The organism is Verrucomicrobium sp. BvORR034, from assembly GCF_000739635.1.
In the GTDB taxonomy this organism is placed as follows: domain Bacteria; phylum Verrucomicrobiota; class Verrucomicrobiia; order Verrucomicrobiales; family Verrucomicrobiaceae; genus Verrucomicrobium.
On sequence record NZ_BATQ01000041.1, the window covers coordinates 142,600 to 155,557 of the forward strand.

10 protein-coding genes are annotated in these 12,958 nt (G+C 53.2%); 9 read left to right on the forward strand and 1 reads right to left on the reverse strand.

The window, feature by feature from the left end; all coding sequences use genetic code 11:
* Positions 1 to 127 precede the first annotated feature (127 nt).
* The 8 genes from BV034_RS06855 (at position 128) to BV034_RS06895 (ending at position 11,533) form a co-directional block, all read left to right on the forward strand.
* Entirely contained in the window at positions 128 to 424 is a 297-nt protein-coding gene (locus BV034_RS06855; RefSeq protein WP_265592719.1) for a hypothetical protein, read from the forward strand.
* 126 nt (positions 425 to 550) lie between these two features.
* A complete protein-coding gene (locus tag BV034_RS06860) occupies positions 551 to 1,147 on the forward strand; it encodes a DUF5131 family protein (protein ID WP_050025442.1) in 597 nt (198 codons plus the stop codon).
* Positions 1,113 to 1,745, forward strand: coding sequence for a hypothetical protein (locus BV034_RS35810; protein WP_265592720.1), 633 nt, complete (start codon positions 1,113 to 1,115; stop codon positions 1,743 to 1,745). The genes BV034_RS06860 and BV034_RS35810 overlap by 35 nt, the downstream gene beginning before the upstream one ends.
* A gap of 143 nt (positions 1,746 to 1,888) precedes the next feature.
* The gene (locus BV034_RS06870; RefSeq protein WP_050025446.1) at positions 1,889 to 3,478 is read left to right on the forward strand and encodes a TIGR02677 family protein; all 1,590 of its coding nucleotides are present in this window, start codon (positions 1,889 to 1,891) and stop codon (positions 3,476 to 3,478) included.
* 112 nt (positions 3,479 to 3,590) lie between these two features.
* Complete coding sequence (locus tag BV034_RS34550) at positions 3,591 to 4,697, forward strand: TIGR02678 family protein (RefSeq protein ID WP_265592735.1); 1,107 nt, start codon at positions 3,591 to 3,593, stop codon at positions 4,695 to 4,697.
* Positions 4,663 to 8,820 carry a TIGR02680 family protein gene (locus BV034_RS06885; protein ID WP_081887622.1) on the forward strand — a complete coding sequence of 1,386 codons (4,158 nt, stop codon included), beginning with the start codon at positions 4,663 to 4,665 and terminating at the stop codon, positions 8,818 to 8,820. Before BV034_RS34550 ends, BV034_RS06885 begins: the two co-directional genes overlap by 35 nt.
* The gene (locus BV034_RS34555; RefSeq protein ID WP_081887623.1) at positions 8,817 to 10,106 is read left to right on the forward strand and encodes a TIGR02679 family protein; all 1,290 of its coding nucleotides are present in this window, start codon (positions 8,817 to 8,819) and stop codon (positions 10,104 to 10,106) included. Before BV034_RS06885 ends, BV034_RS34555 begins: the two co-directional genes overlap by 4 nt.
* A 245-nt stretch (positions 10,107 to 10,351) precedes the next feature.
* Positions 10,352 to 11,533: a DUF2971 domain-containing protein gene (locus tag BV034_RS06895; RefSeq protein ID WP_265592721.1), complete on the forward strand. Its 1,182-nt coding sequence runs from the start codon at positions 10,352 to 10,354 to the stop codon at positions 11,531 to 11,533.
* Between the two features lie 88 nt (positions 11,534 to 11,621).
* On the opposite strand, the gene BV034_RS35815 is transcribed toward BV034_RS06895, so the two are convergent.
* The gene (locus tag BV034_RS35815) at positions 11,622 to 12,179 is read right to left on the reverse strand and encodes a hypothetical protein (RefSeq protein ID WP_265592722.1); all 558 of its coding nucleotides are present in this window, start codon (positions 12,177 to 12,179) and stop codon (positions 11,622 to 11,624) included.
* A gap of 517 nt (positions 12,180 to 12,696) precedes the next feature.
* Here BV034_RS35815 and BV034_RS06900 point away from each other — a divergent pair.
* Positions 12,697 to 12,900 carry a hypothetical protein gene (locus tag BV034_RS06900; protein ID WP_050025458.1) on the forward strand — a complete coding sequence of 68 codons (204 nt, stop codon included), beginning with the start codon at positions 12,697 to 12,699 and terminating at the stop codon, positions 12,898 to 12,900.
* Positions 12,901 to 12,958 lie beyond the last annotated feature (58 nt).

A 12,958-nucleotide genomic window follows, 5' to 3' on the forward strand; every position in this document is an offset into this window, starting at 1 on the left:
TGGACTGATGCTTCCATAGTTATGATGTCCAAGGCGCGGCTTTGGCACGAGACACCGCATGAAATTTACAGGTTCCAAGTCTGCAGCGCGCAAAGAGAGGGTTTGCTTCGGGTACCTCTTTCTGAACATGAGCCATCAACTCTCGATGGTCATCAGCACGGACAAGACTGATGCGTGGGCCATGGTGTACCAGCCCAAGGGGCGCTCAGGGAAGTGGGAGGGGGAGATCCTCTGCCCCATATGGTGGGCGGAGATTCACGGGGCGGGAACCCACTACCCCAACCGGGTGCAGCTTCAGCAGGCGTTGAGAAAGCTGCTGGACCAGAAGCTGGAGGAAAGGCCGGGGTTCAAAGAGTCGGGCATCAGGAAAGGGCTGGCGCAGGCGGACTCTGAATCCGGCCCCCAGTCCGAGGGAGTAGTATGAATCTGGGCCTCCAAATGTTGACGGTGAATTCGGCTTGTGCTGAGAACAGCGTTGCCTCGGCCGCCATTCTCCCCCTCATGAGAGGGCGAGATTTTCTTCACTCAGAGCGCAAGGGGCACAAGGGCTATGCCCCCCTTCTTCGAGGAGATTGCGTTCTTCCCGCGCCACATGGGACAAACCGCACGGCTCAAATCGCTGACGGCAGTCGCCCGTCCTGACAAGCCCTGGCTGAACGGTCTCCTCAGAACCATCTTTGTGTCGGACATGGGTGACGCGCTCTCCTCCCAAGTACCGTTCGAGTATTTGCAGGAAGAGGTCGTGGAAATCGTACGATCTGAAGAGGGGCGGCAACATCTTTGGTTGTGGCTGATCAAGCGGCCCGCCCGCATGTCAGCATTTGGTAAATGGCTGAAACAGCAGGGAGGTGTCTGGCCTGACAACGTCGTGGCCATGACCAATGTGTTGGACATCAAAGTGGCGGGCAGTGCGATCAATCATCTTCGGAGAGTTCCGGCCCGCATCCGAGGGTTGAGTGTCGAGCCCCTGCTAGAACCGATGGCCTTAGACCTCGTCGACATCGATTGGGTTATTGTGGGCGGGGAGTCCGGTCATTATTCCCGGGCTTTTGATCTGGATAGAGCGCGGATCCCTCCGAGACCAGTGCCGGCGAAGTGGAGTTGCTTTCTTCGTGACACAGCTCGGCGCGGATCCCTTGCTCAATGATGACAAGCTTCAGTTGACCGACCCTCATGGGGAGACTGGAAGGATTGGCCGAGAGATCCGCGTGTTCGCCAAATGTCGCAAGCATTCCGCCCAATCGAGGGGCGTAGATACAATCGAGCAGATCTGCCCAATTTGGCCGACACGAGGCATTGCGAACGTGTCGGCTCTTTCTTTAGAAAATTCGATGGAAGTCCAACGAGGGGCGATTCAACGTGTTGTTTTCCGCGACTGCATCGACAAGGACGATGATGACAATCGAGCTGCGCGAATGCCTGACTCATCAGCTTCCTGCGAGATTTGTTGTTCTGCTACGGCCGGGAGGGGAGCACGCCGCATTCGCGACGTCGACTGGACGAACAAGTATCGAATTTCCGATGGCACCAAGTGTCGACGTGTCTCCATGAGGGGTGGCTTGCTCGGGGTCATGCTAAACCTTCTTGATACACTGGAAACGGTTCAAGGGCTTGATGGCAGCTTTTATGATCAACACAATCTGGAATCTCAAATTGAGACTTGGACTCTTGCGCTGCAGGTGGTCAAAGAGGCAGAATCGATTGCAAGTCAGGAAATTGACCAGGAACATGTCGACTGGCTTTGAATTCTCGAACTGCGGGACGCCGCAGTCTATGGGATTTTTTTGCTAGACACAATAAAAACCAACTGGTTTCTATTGGTGCGCGCACGAACCGCTGCGGAGTTCGCCCAAGGCCTCCAAGCTTCGAGTCGCTGGGGGCACGCGAAATGGAGAAACCATCACAATTTTTGCCAGAGAAGGGTGTCGAGTCCGAAGACTGCGATCTCTACCGTGTCTTTCAACATTTGGGCACCCCAAAGACCTCCGCATATCGCATCATCTTGCGGCTGTTCGTGGCGGCCAAAGAAAGGTTTGAGATCGCATTGCGTCCAGGAGACTTGATGATTCAGCTGGCAGAATTGGGGGAAATTGCGCCCGAGCTCAGGGATGAGGAGGGGCTCACCTCGTGCCTCGAGTCGTTACGAGATTGGGGCAATCTGACCGCGACGCGGGACGTTGTTTCGGCCAAGTCAATTGAAGAGTATTTGCATCCCAAGTACATGTACCAGATGAGCAAGGCTGGCGAGCTCGCTGAAAGGGCCTTGGCTGCCTACGAAGATAGTCTTTCGCGGCCTGGTGAACTTTCAGCTTCTGCGCTCCGTGAGATTGCGGAGACTCTCGACGAGCTCTTGCGACTGCTGGAAGTCGCGGTGCCGGATGAATCCAAAGTGGCAAAAGCCATGGAAGATTTGGTGTCGCGCTTCGACTCGTTGGTCGCCCGTGCACAGACGTTCATGGGAGGATTGCAACGGGAAATGGATCGGCCAGGAGGGAATGAAACATCATTCTTGGGCCTCAAGGAGGAACTATTGAGGTATCTCGAACGGTTCATCAAGGAACTGCTCACAGCAACTTACCGTATTCGGCATAGTCTGGAAAAGTTCTCTGATTTCCAGATCGAATTTGCGCTTAAGTCTGCCGTAAGCAGAGAGTTCGCCGAAGTGCTTTCAGTAGACGACCACATGCGCCTACGATCCCTTCGCAGTTGGCAAGAACGATGGCGGGGGCTCAAGGGCTGGTTCATTGGAAGACCGGATCAACCCGCGCAATCTGAGCGCCTCAGATTACGCGCCGTAGACTCCATTACAGCGTTGTTGGAAAGAGTGAGACGCATGCATGACCAGAGGGCAAACCGAACCGACCGTTCGACTGATTTTCTGACACTTGCCCGTTGGTTCGCCGAAGCACCTGACGAGATAACCATGCATAGGCTCTGGCGTTCAGCATTCGCGCTGAATTCCGCACGGCATTTGAGAGTGAATGCCACCACACTGCAGGCCTGGGCTAAGTTAGATGATGGAGAGCGTCCCGTCTGGGAAGAAGCACCACCATACATAATCACCATTTCTCAATGGAGCCGCGGACGGAGCGGTCAAATTGGCAAGCCGCCAAAAATTGTCGACCGGACGGCTGCTCGCGAGGCACTCAGGGCCAAAGCCCACGCAGAAGGACTAGCTCTCCAACGATCCAGACAGAACCTGGCAAAAAATACGCCCTGCTTGCTTGCCGAACTATCGGAATTGGATGCACCAGCGTTCGAAGTTTTGCTTGATGCCATTAGCGAAGCCTTCGCAAACATGAAGCCAGAAGATGTACGAGGAGAGGCCACTACCGCAGATGGCGAGATGAATGTCACTCTTGAGTTGCCAGCAAGTCGCCAGGATATAGCACACCTAAGGACGCATGAAGGGATTCTAACAGGGCCGAACATCAAGATTACCCTTCGACTCACCGATGAAGTGACTTCGCCTTTGTGAGCCGATGGATGCTGAATTAAGCCAAATAGCTAATTTGGAGGTCGAAGAGAGGCACAGGGCTCTAAGGGCCCTGCTGCGTTGTCCGCTCGTCGTTGCTGACATCCCTGAACACATGGAGGATTTTGTTCGCATCAGACGGCATGGAGAGTATTTGAGAACATGGTTCTCCCGGCACGCTGGTTGGAGTTTGGACATCACCGCCGAATGTGCCAGGCTCTACAAAGTTCCAGCTCATCTGATGGACTCAACACGGGGTGCGAAGTCGTCGAGAGATGAGAGCGACTTTACGAGGAGGCGCTATGTTCTATTCTGTCTGGCTCTGACAATTCTCGTCAGAGCAGAGATGCAGACGACGCTCGGTGAGCTGGCGCAGGGTGTCATTCGAATCCTGCAAGAGGACGATTGTTTTCGTTCTCTTGCTTTTGACTTGGAGAATGCCGATTCGCGGAGAGACCTTGTTGCGGCCGTTCGACTGCTTGTTGAGAATTTCGCCCTTAAGAGAGTTGACGGTGACGACCAGCGCTTCGTGCAAAGCCAAAAGAATGAAGTGCTCTATGACGTCAGGCACCATGTGATCTATCGCTTGCTCGCCACTAGGAAAGCGCCTAGCGCAGTCGTTGCAACTGACTGGCTAGATCGGTTGGCCGCTCTCACTGATGAGCCGAAGTTGCAAACCGGGGAACAGCGAAATCTTCAGATTCGGCATGAGATAAATCGCCGATTGCTTGATGACCCCGTCCTCTACCTGCCAGGTGATCTGAGCGAGGATGCCTTGGAGTACTTTTCCAAACAACGACCGCATCTGATCAGAGTGCTGGAAGAAGCTACCGATATGGTCATCGAAGACCGACGCGAAGGCATTGCACTCTCTGATCGGTTCGGAGATTGCACAGATATTGGATTGCCCGAGGATGGCACTGATGGTCATGCGACCTTGCTGACCGCAGAGTACTTGGGAAGACTTCGCATTGAACAGCCTGGAGAAGTCATTCCCACGGCTGTGGTCGAGCAATTTATCGCGGAACAAGCACAGATTTTCAGGAAATTCTGGAGGCAAGATGCTGTTGCTCCAGGCTCCGAGATGGCACTTACGGACGAAGTGTTGCAACGACTCCAAGCACTGGATCTTGTCAGGCGTGCTATTGGGGGTGTGCTTCCGATGCCTGCAATCCATCGATATCGACATGAGCTTCGGCGGCGGGACGTTTCCCCTCAATGAGCAGCCTTCCCTCCAAATGACGAATTTGCCTTCGGCTTACACCTTGCGATTTCAGCCCATACGCAGTGGGCTGCTGAATCTCTTCAAGTACCAAGACCAAGAGTTTTGGTATGAAAAGGGTCGGCTATTGATTCGCGGCAACAATGGAAGCGGGAAGTCGCGTGTTCTCGCATTGCAACTTCCGTTCCTCTTGGATGGGGAAATAAGCTCACGCCGCGTAGAGCCAGATGGAGATCCAGCCAGACAAATGGCCTGGCATCTTCTCATGGACGATCAGTTCGAGCAACGAACCGGGTACACCTGGATAGAATTCGGCAGAGTCGACGACCAAGGCGTTGAACACTTTCTCACGCTGGGTTGTGGCATGAAAGCCGTCAGAGGTGGGGACAATCAGCCATCACGATGGTTCTTTCTCACTTCCAAACGGATTGGCCGGGACTTGGATTTGCAAGAAGGTGGCACACCGCGCAGTGCCGAGCGTTTGAGTGAGGCGCTCAGCCCAGAGGATTTTTTTGCAAAAACGGCCAAAGAGTATCGCATGGAGGTCAATAGGCGACTGTTTGGGCTAAGCATGGGGGCATACTCAGCCCTTATAGAACTTTTGATTCGTCTCAGAGCACCACAACTTTCCAAGAAGCTGGATGAGAAATCGCTGTTTGCCGCGCTTTCTGATGCCCTCCCCCCTCTCGCTGCCGACGTTGTGGACCAAGTCGCAAGCGCCTTTAAGCAACTGGAGGATTTGAGGCATGAATACCAGCACTTGAAATCCCTTAGTCATGCGCTCACACAGTTTAGGGCGAACTATCAGGTCTATTTGCAAATTGCTTTGTTGCGAAGGGCTGAAGCAGTAACCTCATGCCATTCCCGTTATGAGAAAGCACAGGGGCAAGTCCGAACTCTTCAGCAGACGGTGGAAGCAGGGGAATCGCGCCTAGGCGAAGCGGAAGCAGAAGTCAATCTGGCTCACGATGTTCGTACGGCATGTACAGCAACTCTAGAGGCAATACAGTCCAGGCCAGAGGCCGATTTAGCATCCAAACTCGACGCCGCTCATCGCGACGCGCATGAAAAGGGTACGCGCCTCAACGAGGCACAAGTAAACCTCACCAACACTTCAGGTCGCCTGGAAATATGCAGCAATGAACGTGATCGACAGCAAAAATTAGCAGACAGAGCAGTTTCTGACTGTCGGATTCTAGAACATGAGGCTCGCGGCAAAGTGACCCCCACGGGATTCCAGTCAGATCATGATGAGATATTGCCAGGGAATAGAGATTGGCCCAAAGATCTCGTCAGCCTGGTGGAGCTTCGTGACATCCACAAACGTAAGGGGGATGATCATCTCTACCGTCTCGAACAGTTGGAGAGGGAGAAAGCGAAGCTCGACCAATTCAAAGTGATTCGGGAACAAGCAATATTCCGTGAGCAAGAAGCAACCGACAAGGTCACTGCCGCTCGCGATTTGATCCACACTCATCAGCAGAACGTTGAATCAAACAGACGTGAATTTGACCGGAAGTACGATGCTTGGCAAAGGGCCCTAAGGTGGCTGAAAATGCCTCCAGCGTCTGAACTTTCCGAACGACTGGAGGATTGGTATCAAACCGACGGGTCTGAACACAGGGTGTTCAGCAGTATCCTCGCAGATTCCATAAAGGCAGACGTGGAAGTGAGGTCGGCCCAACAAGCGATAGTGGAGGCACGTCGAAGCGAACTAGATGGCAGAAGGGACACTCTTGAGAACGAAGCTGCTCAATTGACGGCCGCACCTCGTGTCCCCCAACTACCGAAAGTTCGTGGTTCAGCCGAAATGGAGCGCCTAGATCGACCCGGCGCTCCACTTTGGAAACTCTGTGAGTTTGAAACGGGCCTATCCCCCCTGCAGCGGGCCGGCTTGGAAGCTGCGCTTGAAGCCGCGGGTATTCTGGATGCTTGGATATGGCCAGATGGAAGGATGAGCTCTGACGTGTTTCCCATAGACACATTTATTCTTCGGGACGACAAGAGTCTTGATCTCGGGGGGCAGAATTCTCTCGCGGATGTGCTTATTCTCGACCCTGAATATTCAGGAGATTATGTCTTTTCAGACGACGTGCTTCGGCAAGTGCTAAGCGGAATCGGTTTGGGGCAAGACCGTGGAAGCCATTGGATCTCATTGGATGGAGAATGGTGTCTTGGCCCCCTGCGAGGTAGAGGCGAAAAGCAGTTCCCGGAGTTCATTGGTACTCGCAGCCGGAATAGTGCCCGTGACCGCCAGTTGCAAGAGATTGATGAGCAAAGGGCTTTGCTTGCTATCGAATTTGAGGATCTGACTCGGGAGAGTGAAGCTCTGAGAGATAGGGGTGCCGAGGCGGAAGCAGAACAATGTTCCGCACCCAAGGATGACCTCATCGCCCGTCATCTTGCGTTGCGCACCCACGCATATTCAGTTCTCAATGAGCTGACGCAGGCGCTCGCAGAGGTGCACCAACAGGCAGAACTCGCCTGTCGGCAGTACGATAGTGAGAAGGGGAATTTTAAAACTCTTGCCTCGCACATGGGGTATGCGGCTCATGCTGACCAAATCGACACCCTCCGAGGTTCTTGGACCCACTACGAATCAGCAATGGCTCGGTTATGGGACAAAGCAGAATCCGTCATCACAAATCTTGAAGGTTTGGGAATGGCTGAGTCGTCTCTTCGTCTTGTGTCTGAAGATTACCTGGCTGCTGCAAATCGTGCTCGCAGAGCAGAAGACGAGTCAATCCATGCGAGAGAGACCTACGCAGCACTCCAGGCAACCGTGGGCATTTCAGTGAATGAATTCCAGACCATGTTGGCATCCGCAAGATCCAACAAGGAGGCTGCTGAAAGGGGGGTCCAAGATGCTGAAAGCCAGCGTTCGCAGATTGAGAAACAGCTCACTGCGGTGAGAGCCAGCCTCCCCGGTGCCGAAGAGAAGGTTCAAGAGGCCGAGTCCGAACGTGATAAAGCAACCGGATTCCTTCGACGGATGTTTGATGCTGGAATGTTCGCTGAAGCCGATGAGCGAATCATGGAGTTTGACACGCAGATGTGGTCTGCGTCCAAGGCGGTCTCAATTGCAAGGAGTGTCTGCAAGCTGCTTCCGGACCTGCCTCGCGATGACGGGGTTTGGACGGAAAGACTGAATGTCTTGGACAAACGAATCAATGAACTGCGCACGAGTACAGGCTCTGCATGTCCGATCGAAAGTGAGCAGCTAGTTGAAGGGCTCATCTTGGTGACTTGCATTTACCAAGGAAACCGGCTGCGCCCATCAGGGTGCCTCGCGGCAATCGAGCGTGAACGTGAAACACACGACCGCCTGTTGGCTGAAGAAGAGCGCAAGATCATCGACAGTCACCTCGTGACTGAGGTATCGCTTCAGTTGCAGCAGTTGATAGAGCAAGGCCAGGACAGAACTCGCAAAATCAATCTTGAGATGGAAAAGTGCGCCACTTCTCTTGGGGTGGCTTTGAAGCTAGTATGGGAACCAAAGACTGAGGAGATTCATCCAGCGCTACCTTCGGTGAGGCGCTTGCTTCTCATGGACCACGCCGCATGGACTGAGGCACAACGAAGCACAGTGGGGAATTTCTTGCATCGACTGATTCAAGATGAACGCGCCAAAAACCCCGCTGCATCGTCAGCAGAACAGTTGCAAACGGCGTTGGACTATAGAAAATGGCATGTCTTCGCGGCCGAACGACAACAAAATGGCCGCTGGGAGAGATTGACCCGCAAGCGCTATGGTACTGGATCAGGTGGTGAAAAGGCTCTTATGCTAACCATCCCTCAAATGGCAGCGGCAGCTTCACACTATAGTTCTGCGGCGATTCACTCACCTAGGTTCATATTGCTCGACGAAGCCTTCGCCGGCATGGACAAACCCACTCGGGGGAGATGTATGGGGCTTCTGGAGGCGTTTGATCTGGATCTGTTGATGACAAGCGAGAGGGAACATGGCGCTCATGCCAGCTTGTCCGGCATTGCCATTTACCAACTGACGGCAGACTCCGAGGCTGTGGCAGCGACTCGATGGGGCTGGAATGGTATTAACAAGGTGGCGGCAACTGTGCCCGACACTCCTGAATTGCGCACCCTAGATCGTCGATCCGCATGAGTATGGAGCAGGACAAAAGGCTCGTAACGATCTTTTCCGCATCCGGTTGGAATCGGTTTGTAGACGAATTGGTCACCCGACGCAATCGGGGGAGTGTGCTGCAAGGGACGTTTTCCTTGGCTAATTCCACTGAAGAAGAACGTCGCAGCTACGCGCGGTTGCTCAGACTTTCCAAGCCACTTGACCGCCCTCAACTACGTTACGACCTAGAACGTATCAGAGCAGCACTTTCCAATCAGGGGATTGCTGTCGAATGGCTTCAGTTGTTGGAGGCCCTCCGGGGTGCAATTCCGCCCGAGCTCGTGTTGAATTTGGAAGCCCGTCGGGCGTGGTCGAACTTTTGGCCTTGGGCGGAATCTCATGTAGCTGCTCAGTCATTCCCGCATGCATGCGAATGGTTGAATACGCTACGGAAAGATGGTTCGCTTGTCAGACAGTCGAGAGATCAATGCCAAGTTGCCACGGATAGGCTCACTGTAGCGTGTGGGGTGCTTTCACAACTGCCGGCGGGGGATGAGCCTCTGGCCAGTGTCGCCGCTCGCCTTTGTGGCAACAGCCACGCCTTGGATACCAACTCACCCCTGGCTTCGTTGGTCCTAAAATGTCTTGCTTTGCAGCGCGGTGTGCCTGTCCCGGAAAGGTCTGAAGATCGCCGCAAGCTATGGGAGTCATTTGGCGTTGTTTGTGATGACGTCAGCGCCCCTGTTCTCACCTTCAATCTTGGCCTCATTGGTTCGTCTTGGATTACCCGCTTAATTTCAGAAGCAACTGATGCGTGCCAACCTCTCTATCTTTCGAACCGTATGGTCGCGACGGCCGACTGGTCTTCTGTTGGCTATCCGACGCATGTGTTCGTCTGCGAGAACCCGACCATACTCTCGTTGGCCGCAAATCGTCTTCAGCATGCTTGCCCTCCCATGGTTTGCGTGAATGGAGAGCCACGCTCTACGAGCAGATCCCTACTGTCTCGGCTTCGTGCTGGCGGATCAATCCTTTGGTACCACGGTGATTTCGATTGGCCGGGTATTGCTATTGCCTCTCGATTGATGTCCGAACTGGGGGCTCGCCCATGGCTGATGTCCGCAAAGGACTACGAGTTTGCAGTCAGTCTTGGCCTGACGAGGGATCTCAGCGGGGACCCATTGGAAACCCTCTGGGATCCCGCTCTTTCACAGGCAATGCAGTCTCGCAAAAAGGCCATCGATGAAGAAGCGCTTGCAGAGGTAATGATGCAATCAATGCTCTGCGTGAACGATGGTGATCTGGCTCACTCCTCACGGCAATGAGCCCGTCATTCCTCAGTGTGAACGCAGATCCTTAACCATAGCAAAAAGCCACTGATGCCCATCGGATAACAGTTTTACGGCGAAACCTATAGGCCCGTCGCAATGCTGCGAACTTTCAGCCAATTGCTTTTCGTGCATTTTTTGAATGCTGCGGCTATTTGCAGTTGTGCGCAATCAACAGTGAGGCACCATGATGGCTTATGTTGCTGTTTCAGTATCGACGACCAGGGAATCTCGAATTCAGCATGCTTCGCCGCGGTGAAATTTTTTTCGCATCCCCATCCGAACTCAACGATGCAAATGAATGCAGGCCGCGGCTTGTACTCACAGGTAGTGTAGAGTTGTGGCAACGCTTGGCTCACTTGATTCTCCTTGAAGTTTGCGTCCAGATTTTCGATCCATTTGAGCGACTAGAAACATCTCACACCATTCAAAATTGGTCGAATCCAATTGGAAAGCACTTAAGCAAGAAAACTGTACGGCGAGATTTAGGTATAGAAGAACTGCCAAACGTATTCAGCGAAGCGCTGCAGGTCCACCTTCCGACACTGAACGAGCGAAGGCTAGAATCCTCCATCCTTGCACTCTCGATCGAATACATTCATCATTTGCCACGGTTGATATGGGAGGACAAGTACATCGCATCGTTTTCAAAGGACGTTCGCAATCCAACAATGTGGGGACATTATGCTGATGCCGAGAAAGGCTATGCGGTCATCTACAAGACAGAGGATGGCAAGCTTCTCGTGCACTCACCTATCAAAGTTCTCCACGGCTACAGACGCTCAGAATCTTCCCCAAATATTATGGAGGTCGGGGTGTACAAAGAGGAGTCGCTAATGCTGCATCCAGTTAGATACTCCAACAAGCTTCCTAAAGTTAACGCTTTCCACGGGTTAATCCCACATTTTCACTACTCTGAAGAGGAATATCATTATGATGTCCCCGATCAGCTGCCCGGGGATGCCCCGCTTAAACAGCTGGATGATGTGGGCCTAGTAAAGTACTCAGATTGGAGATATGAACGGGAGATTCGCGCTTTTTTTCCAGCCTACACCAAACTTGCCCCCGACATAAGGGCGCTAGCCGTTGACCGAAACCACATTGTCGGAATCATCTTCGGTCCGAAAATGAGCAAAATAGATAAGGAGCGGGCAATCATGTCCAGCTACGTACTATGGCAAACCGCTGCGGTCACGTCTGGTTCCCCATTCGGTTTTTTTCAAGCAGCAAAAGGCGTCGACAAATTTGCGTTCAAGATTGTTCCCGTGGGAATCTTACGTCAGTTTTACTACGAACGCATGCTTCCAATTGACACCTTGGACAAATGCGATGAAGCAACTGTCGCTCTACTGGCAAATTTGGCAAGGGAGATAGAATATGGTGAACGGAGGCCTAGGACCAAGCGCTCTCCTTCAAACGGTTAACGCGAGAGCCCTGCTAGGCGCAAGGTCATGTCTACCGAAGGGCAACCAAATGGCATAGGGGGGAGAACTGCAACTACCGCACGTCACTTTAGGCGGTCAGTTGCGGTTTTTGACTTTCGACCTCTTTTGGGTTTGGAAGTTTCCTTTGGAAGCCTTCCTCAAGGATGCCGAGCGTTCTCTCGAAGTTCTCCTTGCGGACTCGAACGTCTATTGATGCCGCTTCGTGCAGTGAGCTGACAATGAATTGCGGTGGAAGAGCTTTCTGTGCCTTCAATGCCTTTGCAGTGGAAAGTACAAACCGATGTCGATTGGCTGCTGAAGGATACGGGTTGTTTTTCGGAGCGTCGATAGATTCGTCTCCTTGCCTTTCACTCTTGGCATGTGCTCGGGTGCGAATTTCTCGCGGTGCTGGAAGGAGAATCACCCCTGTTTGACCTTTGGGGCTGTCAGGCAGAGGAGGAGGATCAGTGGCTTTTCCGAATGTAAGCTGCGTCCAGTAGCCGCTGGGCGGGCGGGGAACAGCGGCGTGGTCTGCTGCTGTCACAATTTCGAGTGGGCGAACGTTGAACTCCTCAGCAAGCTTTGTGATTGGCTTCTCCCAAAGCACTTCATAGAGACGTTCACGTGTAATCTCTTGCTGTTTCATCCTTGTAGGCAGCACGAATAGGCCTGACGCGTCAAGACGGTTGAGATTAGAATCTCCTACGGCGTCGTTGTGGGAGCGACGGGAGACCCGTCATGGAGCCCTTCGAATAGGCGTCTTCAGTTGAAGGCCTCGTTTTGACATTGAAGTCGCTCCGGTACGGTATGGGAGCCTTAGGATCAACTCTCAAAGTGTCCAAAAAGTGTCCAAACACTTATTTGTTCTTGTTGAGAACTTGCATGTAACTCATTCAGCCTCAGGTGCGCACCCGGAAGGGATCGAACCTTCGACCTACGGATTAGAAATCCGAACAGCTGGATTTGCTTGGATGACGTATCCACGGGGGGGCGATCCCACTGGTCACATTTTTTTTCGTCGCAGGTCTAGCTCAGTTTTCGCACGCTTTGGGTCGAAACGGACTTTATGCCCTTCTGATGGTGCTTCAGCCTTGGATGAAGCGACTCCAGAGGAGCGATGCTCCAGGGTCAGTCCCTGGTGGAGGGAACTTTACATTCCCATAATGAAACCCCTCCTCATCCTCCTGCTCATTTCGGCGCTTGGCACTTCCACAGGGCTACTCATCGCCCGGGTGCCATCCGAGCCGCCTGTCGTCGCTCAGAACCCGGTCTCAGCCTGGGAATGCCGGTTCTGCGGTTATTCCGCCACGGCCTACTTCCAGCCCAAATGCCCGAAATGCGGCATCGGCATGTCCCGGAAGTTCTGACGTCAAGCCTGACTGTCTCTATCAGTTCCCGCCCTTGTACCCGAAACCTCCGTTACTT

What these genes read in the sequence shown, in the direction of transcription:
- BV034_RS06855 (WP_265592719.1), top strand. Translation starts at nt 128, where the DNA reads ATGAGCCATCAACTCTCGATGGTCATCAGCACGGACAAGACTGATGCG.
- BV034_RS06900 (WP_050025458.1), top strand. Translation starts at nt 12,697, where the DNA reads ATGAAACCCCTCCTCATCCTCCTGCTCATTTCGGCGCTTGGCACTTCC.
- BV034_RS06860 (WP_050025442.1), top strand. Translation starts at nt 551, where the DNA reads ATGCCCCCCTTCTTCGAGGAGATTGCGTTCTTCCCGCGCCACATGGGA.
- BV034_RS34555 (WP_081887623.1), top strand. Translation starts at nt 8,817, where the DNA reads ATGAGTATGGAGCAGGACAAAAGGCTCGTAACGATCTTTTCCGCATCC.
- BV034_RS06885 (WP_081887622.1), top strand. Translation starts at nt 4,663, where the DNA reads ATGAGCTTCGGCGGCGGGACGTTTCCCCTCAATGAGCAGCCTTCCCTC.
- BV034_RS35815 (WP_265592722.1), bottom strand. Translation starts at nt 12,179, where the DNA reads ATGAAACAGCAAGAGATTACACGTGAACGTCTCTATGAAGTGCTTTGG.
- BV034_RS06895 (WP_265592721.1), top strand. Translation starts at nt 10,352, where the DNA reads ATGCTTCGCCGCGGTGAAATTTTTTTCGCATCCCCATCCGAACTCAAC.
- BV034_RS06870 (WP_050025446.1), top strand. Translation starts at nt 1,889, where the DNA reads ATGGAGAAACCATCACAATTTTTGCCAGAGAAGGGTGTCGAGTCCGAA.
- BV034_RS34550 (WP_265592735.1), top strand. Translation starts at nt 3,591, where the DNA reads ATGGAGGATTTTGTTCGCATCAGACGGCATGGAGAGTATTTGAGAACA.